Raw genomic sequence first — 15,919 nt, forward strand, 5'->3', positions numbered from 1 at the left:
TTAAAACCGCTGGTGAGTCAGTTGAATCTGATCCATGATGTGAAGAACGATTTTCAAGGCGTCCCTTCCGACCTTGCCCGAAACTTCAGGCACCGTGCGCGTTAACACGCAAGAAACAAAGGCGCTGATCTCCGCGGCCAGTGCATCCGCCTTTGCAAAACTGAGCTGCTGCATCGCCATGCCGGGAATAATTCCTTCCCCGCCATTATCATCCTGGCGAATAATCGTGATCCCCTGATTGGCGAAATCAACCGAAATATAGGCATCCCGCTGAAACAGGCGAATTTTACGCTCATTTTTCGCTGAAATTCGGCTGGCCGTTACATTGGCCACACACCCGTTTTGAAACTCAAGGCGCGCATTGGCGATATCCACTTCATCGGTAATCACCGTGGTGCCGGCCGCACGAATATCCGTCACGTCGGACTTTACAAAATTCAAAATGATATCGATATCATGAATCATTAAATCCAGGACCACGCTCACATCAATGCCACGGGGTTTAAAAATGCTGAGCCGGTGAGATTCGATAAACCGAGGCACCTTGACAATATCCTGAAGCGCCATCACGGCCGGGTTAAACCGCTCCAAATGACCAACCTGAATAATCAATCCGCGGGATTCGGCAAAATCAATCAACGCATCGGCCTCATCCAGGGTAACGGTGATCGGTTTTTCAATGAGCACATCCACATCCCGTTCCAAAAAGGCGCGGCTGACTTCAAAATGAGCGGGGGTCGGCGTCACCACACTCACGGCGTCGACCTTACCGAAAAGATCCTCATAATTCCGGTAAGCGCGGGTCCCCACCTGTTGCGCCACCTGATGGGCCTGCTCCCGGTTCACATCGACTATGCCGACAAGATCCACATTATCCATTTGGGCGTACTTCTCGGCGTGGAATTTCCCCAGATACCCCACCCCGATAACCCCGACACGTAATTTTTTCATGGGCACTATTTTATTCACGCTTATTGTTATATCAAACCCTTTGTCAGAAACATGCCCGCACTTGCGTGCATATTCGCCGAAGGTGAAAGATGGCTTTTATGCATCTCCGCATCCCAGCCTTCGGCTTTGCCGGATCAGGGATTTATTGCGAATGGTTTCCAGCCACAATGGCAATGCCGAACTGGTCCGCCAACGAAATCATCTCTTCCCGGTCGAAAACGACCGCCTTTCCTGCTTCGATCACCAGAACCCCGGCACCAACCGCCTGCATGGTTCGTATGGTCTGAGCCCCCACGGCCGGCATGTCAAAGCGATTATCCTGTGTCGGCTTGCTTACTTTTACGACCACGGCGCGTCCCTTTCCCAGCTCGCCCCCTCGCCGAATCGTGGCATCCGTGCCATCAATGGCTTCCACCGCCAACACACTGCCGCCCGCCACGACGATGCACTGGCCAATGTCGAGCCGGCCGATCTCTTTGGCCAGCCGCCACCCTAAATCAATATCCGCGGACTCATCCTTGGTGGGTTTTCGTTTGGTCCAGCAGCCGGGAGATGCCAGCATTTCGGGCAATAACATGGTGGACGCCAGGATTTGAATTCCTTCACGCGACAGCAGCCCCGCAAACGCCCGCAAAATGCCGTCATCATGCGTATGGCGCATGCCGGCGACAAGTGCCAGCGCCTTTGTGTCGGGCCGTATGTCGGTAAACATGCGCGTCTTTTGAATAGCGCCCATCATTACGGCTTCCGAAATTTCATGTTTTCTAAAAAATTTCAACAGCCGCTTGACTTGTCCCAGATGAATCCATTCGATCGCTTCCACATGGGATTCAAGGGCGGGATCGGTTTCCTTCAAGTGGGCGACCGCATATACGGCATGCCCTTTTTCCCCGGCAATTTTGGAAAAAATGATGGGGAACTGACCGCTCCCCGCTATCAGTCCAATTCGCTTGATTGTCATTCGCCAGCACACTTCATAAAAGAAGGCGGCAAGTGCATCACCAAAGCCATCGCACCGCCGCCCATCACCGGGTTATCGGGTAACACCGCGCTCCGAAGTTTCCAAAAACTCAATAAATTTTACCACCTCAGGGATTTGGTCCACTTCCGCCTTTACGCGTTCCACCGCTTCCCGCAAGGTGAGACCGATTCGAAAGATGATTCGATAGGTTTTTTTCAGCAAATTGATGGTTTGCGATGAAAAACCACGTCTTTGCAGGCCGACACTGTTGAGTCCATGCAGCTTGGCCCGGTCTCCGGAAGATATCACATAGGGCGGAATGTCTTTCACCACAGCCGCCTTGCCGCCGATAAACGCATAATCGCCGATCCGCACAAACTGATGAATAGCAGCCAGGCCGCCCACGGTGGCATAGTTGCCGACCGTGATATGGCCGGCCAGCGTGGCGTTATTGGCAAATACCACCTGCTTTCCGACGCGGCAATCATGGGCAATGTGTGTGTAATTCATGAGAAAGCATTCCTCACCGATTTCAGTCAGGCCGCCGCCGAATTGGGTTCCCCGGTGAATCGTTACAAATTCACGGATAATCGTTTTTTGGCCGATCTTCACCTGCGATTGCTCTCCTGCGAATTTAAGGGACTGGGGTGGCGCGCCGATGGCGGCAAACTGAAAGATTCGACACGCCGGACCAATACTGACAAAGGAATCAATGACAACATGAGGGCCGATCTCGGTACCGGCACCGATCTTCACATGTTCCCGAATAATAGAATACGCGCCGACGGACACGTTCTCATCCAGCTCAGCCTTTGAATTCACAATCGCGGTCGGATGTATCATTTTTTCTCCTCAATCATGGCCATCAATTCCGCCTCCGCGGCAACCGCGCCGTCCACCATGGCCGTACAAGCCAGTTTTGCGGTATTGCGTCGCTTTTTCAGAATGCTTGTCGTGATGATCAGCTGATCGCCAGGCACTACCGCCTTTCTGAATTTAACCTTATCCATGGCCATGAAATACATCAGTGCCCCATACTGCTCCGGCGGCATGGCGGATACGATCAAAATGCCGCCGGTCTGGGCCATGGCCTCAACAATCAACACACCGGGCATTACCGGCATGCCGGGAAAATGGCCCTGAAAAAAGGGCTCATTCATGGTCACATTTTTCAAGGTGGTAATCTTTTCCTCCGGAACCGACTCAATAACGCGGTCCACCAGCAAAAACGGATACCGATGCGGCAGGAACTTCATGATTTCCCGAATATCGTATACAGTCTCCATGGGTCACTCCTCTCTCAACTTTCTTTCTCTTTTTTCTCAAGTGCCGATAGTCGCTTTTCAAGCCCGTCCATCTTTTTTTTCATACCCGGCAGGGAAGGAAAATCCCGATGAACTCTAAGCCAGGTACGATGCGGCATGGCAGGCGCACCCGATAAAACCTCTCCGGCGGCGACATCCTTCCCGATACCGGCCATATTGCCGATCACGGCGTTATCGCCGATTGTCAGATGGTCGGCCACGCCGGCCTTGCCCAATATGATAACGTGTTTTCCGATGGTGACGCTGCCGGCGATCCCCGTCTGCGCCACTATGATGGTATCTTCCCCCACCACCACGTTATGCGCCACATGCACCTGATTATCCGTCTTCACGCCCCGCTGAATCCAGGTTTTGCCCAAGGCCGCCCGATCGATGGTATTCAATGCCCCGAGTTCCACATCATCGTCAATCTGCACAATCCCCACCTGAGGCACCTTATGGTATTGGCCCCCGTCCGGGGCAAAGCCAAATCCTTCACTGCCGATAACCGTTCCGGCATGAATCGTAACCCGGTTACCAATCCGGCAGCGATCGTAAATGGTCACATTCGGATAAATCACCACATCGTCCCCGATCACGACGCCATCCCCAATAACAACGCAAGGGTAAATGGTCACCCGCGACCCGCATACCACATGATTACCGATCACCGCACAGGCGGCAATGGACACATCCTTTCCGGAACAAAAGTGGTGTCCCACCACCGCAGAGGTGTGAATACCGGGTGCCGGCAACTCCGCCGGATGCAACCGCTCTATAATCTTGGCAAATGCCACATGCGGATTATCCACGCGAATCAGATTGCCGGTGGCGGCCGTCACCTTGCGCGATACAATGACCGCACCGGCCGCACAGGATGCCAACTTTTTCTCGAATTCCGGATTCATGGCAAACGTAACATCGTCCGCGCCGGCACTGTCAAATGCCGCAACCCTTAGAATGCGCTTGGTTGCATCCCCGCAGACATCACCATTTACGATATGGGCAATTTCAGCAATGGTCAGTTCCATGACACCCACTCAATCCGGTTTCACCGTCTATTTTGCCTTTTTGGTATATGTTTGATTATATTTTTGAATCAGCTGATCCGTAATGTCCATCGTGCCCGGAAAATAAAGCGCACCGCTTTCATTTTTTTCCAGAATAAGCAGATACCCTTCTTTCTTTCCAATCTCTTCAGCCAAGGCAAAAACATCTTTTCTGAACTTGCCGACCAATTGCATATTAAAATCGTTAAATTCTTTTTTATACTGTTTTTCCTTATCTTTAAAATCCATCAGCTTGATTCGAAACTCACGCTCTTTTTCAGAACGTTTTTCCGGAGCCATCACCAGCGCTTCTCTTTCAAGCCGCTCTTTTGTCTCTTCCAACTCGGCGCCTTTTGTTTTCAGGTCGGCCTCCATAGCCTTGCCTTTGGTTGCGATTTCCGCTTGCGCCTCTTTCCCCGCTTCGGAAAGTGTCAATATTTTCTGAAAATCAACCATACCGATTTTGGCAACATCAGCCCCCCGGGCTAAGGCAACAAACAGAAAACAGGATACCAACGCCGTCAGGAAACCGATTTTACGCATTTGCATGAAATTCCCCCTTTATGTTGTTTGAATAAAGAAAAACGCCATATTCAAGTGATCCCCCCTCGATCATGGCCATTGTAAATTTTGTATTTCTTGACACTCAAACCGCATGTTCAAACGGTGTTAAAACGCTGTGCCCATGGTAAATTCCCAGCGTCCGTCCGAATCGTCCGAGTCTTTTTTATCCAATATATGGCCGTATTCAATCCGGATCGGGCCCATAGGAGAATACCACCGCACGCCAACCCCCGTGGTCTTCCTTAACTCGCCGAAATCAACTTCCGACAGCCCCTCATAAACGTTTCCCATATCATAGAAGACAACACCGACAATCCCCGCGGACTGGGCAATGGGGAAAATCCACTCCACATTAAACTGGAGCATCGCCTCTCCTCCCATTTCCACCGGCACATCCGGCGTCAGTGGGTTTTCATCATGATCCACCGGCTCACTCCAAAGATGAATGTCCCGCCAATCAAATCCACGAACGGAATTGATGCCGCCCAGATAGAATTTTTCGTAATCCGGCAGCACCATGCCCGAATTTTGAGAAACATACCCGGTTTCAAAATGGGCAAAGCCCACCGTTCCCCAAAACAACGGGTGATAGTACCCGAGCTCGCCGGTTACTTTGGAATATCCGATATCCCCGCCGATGCCGGCATACTCGAGGCTGAGCCGGTGATTATGTCCGCGGGTGGGATTGATGATTTTGTCCCGCGTATCGTAGGTAATGCCGGTGTTAACCGAGCTGGTTGTAAATTTCCCCTCCAGTTCTTTGATGTCCTGCGGCGCATCCCAATAGACATTCGTTATTTCGCCGATATCAAAGGCGTAACCGCCGAAAAGGCGCACATCCGTGAAAATCGGATAACTCAAACGAACGCTACCCCCCGCACTGTCCCTTTCATATTCATCATAGTCCCGCGTCCAATTATAAATACTGGTGCTGCAAGAAAGCGGAATGTCGAAAAGCCAAGGCTCCGTAAAGGAGAGCATCGCCTGCGTCGTTGTACCGCCGAGCAGTGCTCTTAGGTTCAAGGCCTGTCCACGGCCAAAAAGGTTCTCCTGGGAAACCGAGGCGGTGACAAACACATCTTCCACACTGCTGTACCCGCCGCCGAACGTAAAGGAGCCGGTCGGCTTTTCAGTGACCTTGACTTTCAAATTCACGCTGTCGGGCTTATCCCCTTTGGCCGTATCGGCTTTAACATCCTCAAAAAAATTGAGCCGATGAAGATTCCGGACGCTTCTGTTAAGAAGTGCCCCGTTATAAAGGCTCTGCTCCTGGACTTCAAGCTCCCGGCGAATGACCTTATCCCGGGTTTTTGAATTTCCCTCAATCAAAATTTTATCAAAATAGACCTTGTTGCCCTTATCCAGCACATAGGTCACATTCACCTCTTTTGTCTCCGGGTTCTGCTGAACATTGGGGGCGGCGTCGGCATTGGCGTAACCGAAGTTTGAATAAAGATCGTTAAGGGCAAGCATATCCTTTCGCAACACATCCCGATTGAAATACGCTTCTTTTCCGATTTGAACCGCGGCCAAAAGCGTCTCTTTGGGAAGAATCAGATCGCCGTCCACATCCACCTTTCCGACTTTATACCGGTCGCCCTCTTCGATTTTTATGGTGATGAAGATCGATTCTTGCTCTTGAACCACTTCAGGCTCTCCGATCCGGGCCTGAATATAACCGCTGTTGTGGTAAAGCGCCATCAACGCGGCCATATCCTGTTTTAAGACATCCGCATTGAAATCTCCCGCGGAAGTGATCCAGGAGAAAAAACCTTTTTCAGCGGTTTTCATCGTTTTTTTCAATTTCTTTTCGGAATAGGCCTTATTCCCGGAAAATTTTATCTCTTTAATCTGGACCTGTTTGCCCTCTTCGACGACGAAAATCAAATCCACCTGATTATCCTTCAGCGCCTTGGTTTCATAGGTCACCTTGACATTAAAGAATTTCTTTTCCTTATAAGCCACCTCGATTCGCTCTATATTTTTCTGAATGTCCTTTATGTTCAGAATGGATCCGACTTTTATATCTACATCTTCTCGAAGCTTTTCTTCCCTGATTTCAACATTTCCTTTAAAGCCGATTGATTTTACCGTCGGCTTTTCCGTTACGTGAAAGGTGACGATCCGGCCGGTAGGTCCATCCAGCGATTCAATTCGAATATCCTCAAAATACCCCATGGCATAGATGGCTTTTAGATCAAGAGATAGTCGCTTGGCTGAAAACATATCTCCCACCTTACTCTTAATTACCATCGTAATCGCATCCGCCTCGATTCGCTGATTACCGGCCACGCGAAGTTCGGTGATCCGGACGCGTTGAAACAATTTATCGGCAATCTCTCCGGACAACGATCGAACAGCCCCCGAGAGCACCTCGATTCCCTCGCCGGAAGACTGAAAATCCTCGGGTTCACCCAGGCCGGGGACAGCCGCAAGCCTGGCGATCAATTTAAAACTGTTCCCCTCAAAAACCAATCGCCCCCAAATAACATAATTTGCGTTGCTTCGGCCGGCCAACTGCCGAATGCTCTTAACGTCATCAAAAAGCCGCTGCAGATTCCCGGCCGGAATCTCCGGCGCCGCCACGATATCGGCACCTTCCGCAGCAAGGTTCTCCTGAATAATTCTTGGAATTTCGGTGGAAAGGTAAGACATGTCCCGTTGCGATCGAACATCGAAAGGGAGCGACATGACGCGAACCGATTCCGCAGAAAGTGCCGTGCCCGCCCAAACCAACATCCATATCGTCCAGAAAATACTCAGGCGCCTGATCATCATCTTCATTCCGTTTCCACCAGCTGTCCGTTTTTTAATGTCACGCGACGCGACATGCGGGATGCCAGTTCCATGTTATGAGTCACCACCACCAGCGTCATGCGCAATTCCCGGTTCAGTTCCAGAAATAACGCATGCACCTGCCTGCTGTTTTCTTCATCCAAGTTGCCCGTGGGTTCATCGGCCAGCAGCACCGTTGGTTTCAAAACCAGCGCCCTTGCGAGCGCCACCCGTTGCTGCTCACCACCGGATAACATTCCCACACGGTGATGCAGACGCTTGCCCAGTCCCACACGAACCAGTATCACCTCGGCCATCCTTCGGGCTTCCGCTTTGTCCAGCCCCTGAATCAAAGCCGGCATCATGGCATTTTCAAGCGCAGAAAATTCCGGCAACAGGTGATGAAATTGGAAAACGAATCCGACCTGCCGGTTTCGAAACTGAGCCAGGCCGGAAGAGTCGAACTGATACACATCTTTGCCCCCGAAATAAAGAGCGCCCTTATCCGGACGGTCCAATGTGCCCAGAATGTGCAGCAAAGTCGATTTGCCGATTCCGGAAGGCCCCACGATCGCCAGGGTTTCTCCCGCCATCAGCGCCAAGTCGGCATTGATTAAAATATCGATTCGCTCACCACTATCGTAGTAGCTTTTATACAAGCTTTTGCCTCGAATCAATACCTCGTTTCCCCCCCCGTTGCCGACAGGGGAAATTCGGGCGCTCTCATTTGACAAAACGGCCGCATCAGCCATATCGAATCGCCTCCACCGGATCAAGCCGGGCCGCCTGGTGTGCCGGATACAGCGTGGCCAGAAAACAGATGCCCAGTGCCGCCGCGGCAATGGCCGCCACATCCACCATATTCAGGCGAACGGGTAAGGTGGTCAGGTAATACACATCTCCGGGCAATTCGATGAACTTATAGCGGGACAACAGGGTGCACAATACATACCCAAAGCTGACGCCCAGACTCGTTCCAATCAGCCCGATAATCATTCCCTTGAACACGAAAATCTTTCGAATGGATCCGTCCGTCGCCCCCATTGCTTTCAAGATGGCGATATCCTTCTTTTTTTCCATCACCATCATAATGAGCGAGCTGGCGATATTGAATGCCGCGACCAGCACGATCAAGGTCAGAATGATGAACATCACCGTTTTTTCAAGCTTTAACGCGGAAAAGAAATTATGATTTTTTTGAATCCAGTCCTGGGCATAATAGGGAAAGCCCAACGCCGCGACAATTTCCTTGCGAATGATGTCGGCACTGTAAATATTATCAATCCGGACTTCGATCCCGGTCACGCCATCGCCCATTTGCAACATTTTCTGCGCATCGGCCAAGCTGATAAACGCCAAAGAGGCATCAAATTCGTACATTCCCGATTCCAACGTGCCGCGGACGATAAAGCGCTTCATGGACGGCACGTGACCAATGGGAGAAAGCATGCCGCGGGGGGAGATCAGCTGTATCGAATCCCCGGTGACAACGCCCAGATTGTCGGCAAGCACTTTCCCCAAAATAATGCCCGGAGAGTTCCCCGTCGTAGCGGGTTCAGCAGGAGAAGAAAGTTTTTTCAGCGTTTCCCCATTCAGGGTTTGGATCACCTGATGGGCGGTCAGCGGATCGACGCCCCGCAGCAACGCAGCCGACACACCAGCCGAGGTGCGTATCATGATTTGTGAAAGGATAAAAGGCGTTACCGCCTGAACGCCGTTCATGTCCGCCACCGCTTTCATCACACGGGAATAATCCGAAAACGGCGCCGTGTACCGCTTCACCACCACATGAGATTCCACCGACAGAATGCGGGACTTCAAATCGGATTCAAACCCCGCCATGACGGCGATCACTACGATCAATGCCATTACCCCCACGGTCACACCGGCGATGGACAGCACCGTGATCAGTGAGATAAACGCTTGCTTTTGTTTGGCCCTAAGATAGCGGCCGCCTATAAAAAGTTCAAATGACATGGTTTGTTTCAAGCTAATCCCGGCGCTTCATATGCGGAAACAAGATCACCTCCCGAATAGAGGCCGCATCCGTTAACAGCATCACCAACCGGTCGATGCCGATGCCTTCGCCGGCAGTCGGCGGCATGCCGTATTCCAGCGCTTCAATATAATCCCTGTCCATGTAATGGGCCTCCGCATCCCCTGCGGCCCGGTCCGCTACCTGCTGCTGAAACCGTTCCGCCTGATCCTTGGGATCATTCAGCTCCGAAAACCCGTTGGCGATTTCCCGGCCGGCAATGAATAACTCGAACCGATCGGTCAATCCCGGTTGGGTGTCGCTTCGACGGGCCAGGGGAGAAACTTCTTGCGGATATCCAGTGATAAAGGTCGGTTGAATCAGTTTCGGCTCCACCAACACATCGAATAATTTGGTGATCACCTTCCCTATCCGTTCCGCCTTGGTGATTTGGATCCCCTTATCTTGCGCAAATGCCAGCAATTTTTCTCTGTCATCGAGTATCGCCGCATCCACGCCGCCAATCTCGGTAAGAGCGGTCATCAATGGAATGCGCAGCCACTTCGACCCCAATTCAATTCTGTCGTCCTGATACATAAGGGTGTCACTGCCCGTGACATCGATCGCCACCTTTTGAAACATTTCCTCGGTCAGGTCCATCAGGTCCTCGTAGGTTGCATAGGCCTGATAAAACTCCACCATGGTAAACTCCGGGTTATGCCGAGTGGAAATACCTTCGTTCCTGAAATTGCGATTAATTTCAAACACCCGTTCAAATCCGCCCACCACGAGCCGCTTGAGGTAGAGTTCCGGCGCGATTCGCAGAAAAAGATTCATGTCGAGCGCATGATGATGCGTGACAAAAGGGGTCGCTTCGGCACCGCCGGGAATCGGTTGCATCATGGGGGTTTCCACCTCCAGGTAGTCCCTTTCAAGCAAAAACGACCGGACGGCATGAATGGTGCGGCTGCGTTTGATAAAGATCTCCCGGACCTCACTGTTCATCACCAGATCGATATACCGCTGGCGATAGCGTTTTTCAGGATCCTTCAGGCCATGGAATTTTTCCGGCAAGGGCCGACTGGCTTTGGACGCGAGTTTTAACTCACTGGCCAGCAAGGTCCACTCGCCCGTCCTGGTTTGAAAGAGCACCCCCCGAAGCCAAATAAAATCCCCGATATCAAGCTGCTTAAACAGGGCATACGCATCCTCGCCGATCCGGTCTTTACGAAGATAGGCTTGCATCTGACCCGTTCGATCCCGAAAGCGTATAAAGGAGGCTTTTCCGAATTTATTGACGGCCATCATTCGACCGGCTACACTAAACTCAGGTCCTGATTCCGTTAAAGTTTCAGGCGCTTTTTTGGCAATCTCAAGCAGATCCGCAACCGTATGGGAAACGGAAAACCCGTTGGGAAACAGAGGAACCCCGTTGCTTCGAAGTTCATCCATTTTGGAAAGCCGCTTTTCCAGAACATCACTTTTGTTTTCCATCATCAGTCACTTTATCCCGATAATAGGGTTTCATGCACCAACGCCGCCGATGCGCTTAACACAAAGGATTCGATTTCCCATCAAAAATAACCGAGCCAAATTGGCTGCGCCCGTTTCTATTTCAAAATATATATTTTTTCAATAGGTTAAAACGCACATGGGTACCATTTTAAACAGGTTTTGCTAACCTATTTAATGGGTTGTGTCAAGGTAAACCCCGTTTATAATATTTTTTGTCATGCTGCATTCTTTTGCCGTGCCTTGTCGTCGTCTTGATTTTTGATTGACAGAGGACCCATTGTTTTTATAACGTTTATAGCACTCTATCAATCATAACCCCCAGATAACAATACGGAGACGCGTATGAAAAAAGAAACGGCTTCGGACTCGGCCGATACCGATTGGGAGAACCGGATATTATGCAAGGACGAAAGCTGCATCGGCGTGATCGGACCGGATGGAAAATGCAAGGAATGCGGATTGCCCTATAATGCCGACATCCCCGGCCCCGTGGCACACACGAATGACACCGAAGCGTCGGCTCAAGATGAAGACGCCGCTTTCAACGAAGAATTCGATCCGGACACATTCTCCGAAACGATCACCGACGAGGAGTGGAACAACCGCAGGTTATGCAGCGACGAGAATTGCATCGGCGTCATCGGACCGGACGGGAAGTGCAAGGAATGCGGCAAACCTTTTCTTTTCCCACAGAATGATTAACATGGGGACATGAAATTAACTCTGAATTTCGACATCATGCCGCAAGTGCATGAAGGAGGATGTCATGTGGGAATATACGGATAAGGTGCGAGAGCATTTCTTAAACCCGAGGAATGTGGGAGAAATCGAAAACGCGGACGCGGTCGGTGAGGTCGGCTCGCTGGCCTGCGGGGATGCGCTGAAGCTTAGCTTAAAACTTGATGAAAATGAGCGAATCATTGACGCCAAATTTCAAACCTTTGGTTGCGCCAGTGCCATTGCCTCTTCTTCCGCGTTGACGGAAATGGTGATCGGAAAAACCCTTGAGGAGGCAAAACTCATCACCAATGAACATATCGCAGAATATTTAGGCGGGCTTCCCAAGGAAAAAATGCATTGCTCCGTGATGGGCCGCGATGCACTTGAAAAGGCGATCGCCTGTTACCGGGGCGAAGCCGAAAAAAAGGTGGAGGGAAACATCGTCTGCGAGTGCTTCGGTGTCACGGATTCTGAAATCGAACGGGCGGTCCGGGAAAACCGCCTCTCGGATATCGAGTCGGTAACCAACTTTATGAAAGCCGGTGGCGGATGCGGCAACTGTCACGACGCCATTCAGGGCATCATCGATTCGGTGTTGAATAACGCCCCGCCGGTTCCCAAAAAGCAGGCTCGCTTGACCAACATACAGAAAATAAAACTGATCGAGGAAACCATCAGCCGGGAAATCAAGCCCGGGCTGGAAAAAGACGGCGGCGACATCGAGCTGGTGGATGTGGATGGTACCAGAGTTCTGGTCCGGCTCTGCGGCGCTTGTGCCTCCTGTAAGATGGCCCAAGTGACGTTAAAGGATTTCGTGGAAAGCAAGCTGCGCGAATTGGTGGCGCCGGATCTGATAGTAGAGGAGGTGGACTGATGGCCGTTATTTATATGGACAACAACGCCACAACGAAAGTGGCGCCGGAAGTACTGGAGGCCATGCTGCCCTACTTTACCGAGCATTACGGCAATCCTTCCAGCATGCACACCTTCGGCGGCTCGGTGGCAAAAAAAATCACCGACGCGCGGGAGAAAGTCGCCGCCTTGACCGGTGCCACCCCCGGGGAAATTGTCTTTACCAGTTGCGGAACGGAAAGCGATAACACGGCCATTCATGCGGCCATTCGATCCAACCCCGACAAAAAACACATCATCACCACCCGCGTCGAGCATCCGGCCGTCAAGAACGTGTTCGAGCGGCTCTCAAAGCAGGGCTATCGGGTCACCTTCGTGCCGGTGGATCGGGAAGGACGCCTGGATACGGCGTACCTCTACAGCCGGCTTTCAGACGACACCGCCATCGTGAGCGTCATGTGGGCCAACAACGAAACCGGCGTCATATTTCCGATTCCGGAGATTGCCGAAAAGGTTCATGAAAAGGGAATTGTGTTTCATACGGACGCTGTGCAGGCGGTAGGCAAAATCCCCATTGACCTAGCGCAGAACCGCGTGGACATGCTCTCGCTATCCGGCCATAAACTGCATGGCCCCAAGGGTATCGGCGCGCTTTACGTTCGGAAAGGCACCAAGTTTTCTCCATTTTTGCTCGGCGGCCATCAAGAACACGGCAGACGGGGGGGAACGGAAAATGTCGCCGCTATTATTGGACTCGGGCGAGCCAGTGAATTGGCCGCGCAGCAAATGAGCGAAGAAACCACCCGCGTGCGACGGCTCAGAGACAAACTGGAAATCGAGCTCATCAAGAAAATTCCTAACGCATTTATCAACGGCGACTGGGACCAGCGGTTGCCCAACACCACCAGCATTGCCTTTGAATATGTGGAGGGCGAATCGATTCTGCTGCTGATGGACCAGCATGGCATTTGCGCATCCTCAGGCTCCGCCTGCACCTCCGGATCATTGGAACCTTCTCATGTGCTTCGGGCCATGGGCGTTCCGTTTACGGCCGCTCACGGCTCCATTCGTTTCAGCCTGAGCGTTTATAACACGGAAGCGGAAATCGATCTGGTCATCGAAAAGCTGCCCCCCATCATCGAGCGGTTGCGCAGTATGTCTCCCTTCTGGAAGCAAGCAACCGGGTGAGCGTGTGCGTCAAGCCACAGTGATGTAACATGGCGCAATGAACTGAATTTTGCCAACTCCCGGCTGCCTTACGGCGATTCTTTTGTTTTTTCGTGACATTCATTTCACAATATCATCCTGACGATCGCAAAAAATTTGGATTGTTTTTCACCGAAATATTTCATATTAATCTCCGCCGGTAAATAGAGAGCCGTTTTCGGGTGAACATCGCCCCCCCTCTCTGATACCACCAACCGTCTTTTCTATCGCTCACAGGCTGAGTTTCCATAAGCCGTAGCGCTATTCTTGTCCTATGGGATTGGAGGATAGACGTTGCTTTTAAGGCTCACACCGAATCAACTTCAAACACAACATGATGTCGTAACCGCATTCAGCGACAGCGGGCTATCGTCGGACCAACCGTCAACCGAATCACAAATCGCGCCGAAACCTGCGAAATCGTCCAGTGAGCGGAAAAAAAATAATGAGCCACCATGACAATCGCGCACTATAGAAGGGGAAAAGAATAATGGGTAATAATGAATTAATCACACTACTGGCGGATAAGAACCAAACCGCGCTGAAAGGCGGGGGCGAGGATCGCATCCGTAAACAGCACGAGAACGGCAAGCTAACGGCCCGTGAACGCCTTGACCTTCTTTTGGATTCAGGAACCTTTGTGGAAGTGGACCGGTTCAAAACACACCGGTGCACCGATTTTGACATGGCGGACAAGAAAATCCCAGGGGACGGCGTGGTTACCGGGTGGGGCCTGGTTCATGGGCGGCAGGTCTTCGTGTTTGCGCAGGATTTCACGTCCTATGGCGGCGCATTGTCCTTAGCCCAGTCTGAAAAAATTTGCAAAGTGATGAAAATGGCCATGAAAACCGGAATGCCCTTTATCGGCCTTTGCGACTCGGGCGGCGCTCGGATTCAGGAAGGCGTTATGAGTCTGGCTGGCTACGGCGACATTTTTCTACTCAATGTCATGGCCTCTGGCGTCATTCCGCAGATTACGGCCATCATGGGGCCTTCGGCGGGCGGCGCGGTCTATTCCCCGGCATTGACGGACTGGATCTTCATGGTGGAAAAAACAAGTCACATGTTCATCACCGGCCCGGATGTCATCAAATCCGTCACCCGTGAAATCGTCAGCAAGGAAGACCTGGGCGGCGCCATGGCGCATAATGCCAAAAGCGGTGTCGCGCATTTTTCATCTCCGGATGATCGGGCTTGTCTGGCTTCGATTCGGGAACTGATGAGTTTTCTGCCGCAAAACAATATGGACGATCCGCCGCGCGTCGCATGCGATGACGATCCCATGCGCCGCGATGAGAACCTGCGCGATGTCGTTCCGGCCGATGCCAACAAACCCTATGACATTCGCTCGATCATCCGCTCCAATCTGGATAACCGGCATTTTTTTGAAGTGCATCAGCACTGGGCCAAGAACATTGTGGTGGGCTTTGGCCGCTTGGACGGCATGCCCGTGGGCGTCATCGCCAATCAGCCCATGGTGATGGCCGGCAGCCTCGATATCGATGCCTCCCTCAAAGGCGCCCGCTTTGTCCGCTTTTGCGATGCCTTCAATATTCCGCTGATTATCTATGAAGATGTGCCGGGATTTTTACCGGGCACACATCAGGAATACGGCGGCATCATCAAGCACGGCGCAAAACTGATCTATGCCTTTTGCGAGGCCACGGTGCCGCGGATCACCCTGATTACCCGAAAAGCCTACGGCGGCGCCTACATTGTCATGAGCTCCAAGCACATTCGCGGCGATATCAACATCGCCTACCCCACCGCTGAAATCGCCGTCATGGGCGCGGAAGGCGCGGTCAACATCATCAGCCGCGAAAAAATCAATTCGGCCAAAGATCCCGAGGCCGAGCGGGCTCGATTGATCGACGAGTATCGCAACAAATTTTCAAACCCGTACCGGGCTGCGGAACTCGGGTACATCGATGAGGTGATCGATCCTGCCGACACCCGGCCCAAGCTGATCGCGGCCCTTCGCATGCTGCGAAACAAGCGCGATCAAAATCCACCCAAGAAACACGGCAATATTCCCTTATAAAGCGAG

At 51.8% G+C, this 15,919-nt stretch carries 14 protein-coding genes; 4 read left to right on the forward strand and 10 right to left on the reverse strand.

Going from position 1 to position 15,919, the window contains the following annotated elements:
* From RBT11_10700 to lysS, 10 genes are all read right to left on the reverse strand, one after another.
* Positions 1-951: a Gfo/Idh/MocA family oxidoreductase gene (locus RBT11_10700; GenBank protein ID MDX9787238.1), complete on the reverse strand. Its 951-nt coding sequence runs from the start codon at positions 949-951 to the stop codon at positions 1-3.
* A 142-nt stretch (positions 952-1,093) separates the two neighbouring features.
* Positions 1,094-1,912, reverse strand: a complete 819-nt coding sequence (gene lpxI / locus RBT11_10705) for a UDP-2,3-diacylglucosamine diphosphatase LpxI (GenBank protein ID MDX9787239.1) — start codon at positions 1,910-1,912, stop codon at positions 1,094-1,096.
* 72 nt (positions 1,913-1,984) lie between these two features.
* Positions 1,985-2,755, reverse strand: a complete 771-nt coding sequence (lpxA, locus tag RBT11_10710; GenBank protein ID MDX9787240.1) for an acyl-ACP--UDP-N-acetylglucosamine O-acyltransferase — start codon at positions 2,753-2,755, stop codon at positions 1,985-1,987.
* Entirely contained in the window at positions 2,752-3,198 is a 447-nt protein-coding gene (gene fabZ / locus RBT11_10715; GenBank protein ID MDX9787241.1) for a 3-hydroxyacyl-ACP dehydratase FabZ, read from the reverse strand. The genes lpxA and fabZ overlap by 4 nt, the downstream gene beginning before the upstream one ends.
* A gap of 14 nt (positions 3,199-3,212) precedes the next feature.
* Positions 3,213-4,247, reverse strand: coding sequence for a UDP-3-O-(3-hydroxymyristoyl)glucosamine N-acyltransferase (gene lpxD, locus RBT11_10720; GenBank protein MDX9787242.1), 1,035 nt, complete (start codon positions 4,245-4,247; stop codon positions 3,213-3,215).
* Between the two features lie 27 nt (positions 4,248-4,274).
* The gene (locus tag RBT11_10725; protein MDX9787243.1) at positions 4,275-4,814 is read right to left on the reverse strand and encodes an OmpH family outer membrane protein; all 540 of its coding nucleotides are present in this window, start codon (positions 4,812-4,814) and stop codon (positions 4,275-4,277) included.
* A gap of 120 nt (positions 4,815-4,934) precedes the next feature.
* Positions 4,935-7,613, reverse strand: a complete 2,679-nt coding sequence (gene bamA / locus RBT11_10730; GenBank protein MDX9787244.1) for an outer membrane protein assembly factor BamA — start codon at positions 7,611-7,613, stop codon at positions 4,935-4,937.
* Positions 7,610-8,356 carry an ABC transporter ATP-binding protein gene (locus tag RBT11_10735; GenBank protein MDX9787245.1) on the reverse strand — a complete coding sequence of 249 codons (747 nt, stop codon included), beginning with the start codon at positions 8,354-8,356 and terminating at the stop codon, positions 7,610-7,612. Before RBT11_10735 ends, bamA begins: the two co-directional genes overlap by 4 nt.
* Positions 8,349-9,581, reverse strand: a complete 1,233-nt coding sequence (locus RBT11_10740) for a lipoprotein-releasing ABC transporter permease subunit (protein MDX9787246.1) — start codon at positions 9,579-9,581, stop codon at positions 8,349-8,351. Before RBT11_10740 ends, RBT11_10735 begins: the two co-directional genes overlap by 8 nt.
* A 13-nt stretch (positions 9,582-9,594) precedes the next feature.
* Positions 9,595-11,073, reverse strand: a complete 1,479-nt coding sequence (gene lysS / locus RBT11_10745) for a lysine--tRNA ligase (GenBank protein ID MDX9787247.1) — start codon at positions 11,071-11,073, stop codon at positions 9,595-9,597.
* A 363-nt stretch (positions 11,074-11,436) separates the two neighbouring features.
* Here lysS and RBT11_10750 point away from each other — a divergent pair, with 363 nt between their 5' ends.
* The 4 genes from RBT11_10750 (at position 11,437) to RBT11_10765 (ending at position 15,913) form a co-directional block, all read left to right on the forward strand.
* Positions 11,437-11,796 (forward strand): hypothetical protein, encoded by a 360-nt coding sequence (locus RBT11_10750; GenBank protein MDX9787248.1) that lies wholly within the window; start codon positions 11,437-11,439, stop codon positions 11,794-11,796.
* Between the two features lie 64 nt (positions 11,797-11,860).
* Positions 11,861-12,688: a Fe-S cluster assembly protein NifU gene (gene nifU / locus RBT11_10755; GenBank protein ID MDX9787249.1), complete on the forward strand. Its 828-nt coding sequence runs from the start codon at positions 11,861-11,863 to the stop codon at positions 12,686-12,688.
* A complete protein-coding gene (nifS, locus tag RBT11_10760; protein ID MDX9787250.1) occupies positions 12,688-13,854 on the forward strand; it encodes a cysteine desulfurase NifS in 1,167 nt (388 codons plus the stop codon). Before nifU ends, nifS begins: the two co-directional genes overlap by 1 nt.
* Before the next feature lie 508 nt (positions 13,855-14,362).
* On the forward strand, positions 14,363-15,913 hold the full coding sequence (locus RBT11_10765; GenBank protein MDX9787251.1) for an acyl-CoA carboxylase subunit beta: 1,551 nt from the start codon (positions 14,363-14,365) through the stop codon (positions 15,911-15,913).
* The last annotated feature ends 6 nt before the right edge of the window (positions 15,914-15,919 follow it).

Source organism: Desulfobacterales bacterium, assembly GCA_034003325.1.
Classification (GTDB): domain Bacteria; phylum Desulfobacterota; class Desulfobacteria; order Desulfobacterales; family JAFDDL01; genus JAVEYW01.

What these genes read in the sequence shown, in the direction of transcription:
- nifU (MDX9787249.1), top strand. Translation starts at nt 11,861, where the DNA reads ATGTGGGAATATACGGATAAGGTGCGAGAGCATTTCTTAAACCCGAGG.
- RBT11_10725 (MDX9787243.1), bottom strand. Translation starts at nt 4,814, where the DNA reads ATGCAAATGCGTAAAATCGGTTTCCTGACGGCGTTGGTATCCTGTTTT.
- RBT11_10735 (MDX9787245.1), bottom strand. Translation starts at nt 8,356, where the DNA reads ATGGCTGATGCGGCCGTTTTGTCAAATGAGAGCGCCCGAATTTCCCCT.
- fabZ (MDX9787241.1), bottom strand. Translation starts at nt 3,198, where the DNA reads ATGGAGACTGTATACGATATTCGGGAAATCATGAAGTTCCTGCCGCAT.
- RBT11_10740 (MDX9787246.1), bottom strand. Translation starts at nt 9,581, where the DNA reads ATGTCATTTGAACTTTTTATAGGCGGCCGCTATCTTAGGGCCAAACAA.
- lpxI (MDX9787239.1), bottom strand. Translation starts at nt 1,912, where the DNA reads ATGACAATCAAGCGAATTGGACTGATAGCGGGGAGCGGTCAGTTCCCC.
- bamA (MDX9787244.1), bottom strand. Translation starts at nt 7,613, where the DNA reads ATGAAGATGATGATCAGGCGCCTGAGTATTTTCTGGACGATATGGATG.
- RBT11_10765 (MDX9787251.1), top strand. Translation starts at nt 14,363, where the DNA reads ATGGGTAATAATGAATTAATCACACTACTGGCGGATAAGAACCAAACC.
- RBT11_10750 (MDX9787248.1), top strand. Translation starts at nt 11,437, where the DNA reads ATGAAAAAAGAAACGGCTTCGGACTCGGCCGATACCGATTGGGAGAAC.
- lpxA (MDX9787240.1), bottom strand. Translation starts at nt 2,755, where the DNA reads ATGATACATCCGACCGCGATTGTGAATTCAAAGGCTGAGCTGGATGAG.
- lpxD (MDX9787242.1), bottom strand. Translation starts at nt 4,247, where the DNA reads ATGGAACTGACCATTGCTGAAATTGCCCATATCGTAAATGGTGATGTC.
- lysS (MDX9787247.1), bottom strand. Translation starts at nt 11,073, where the DNA reads ATGGAAAACAAAAGTGATGTTCTGGAAAAGCGGCTTTCCAAAATGGAT.
- nifS (MDX9787250.1), top strand. Translation starts at nt 12,688, where the DNA reads ATGGCCGTTATTTATATGGACAACAACGCCACAACGAAAGTGGCGCCG.
- RBT11_10700 (MDX9787238.1), bottom strand. Translation starts at nt 951, where the DNA reads ATGAAAAAATTACGTGTCGGGGTTATCGGGGTGGGGTATCTGGGGAAA.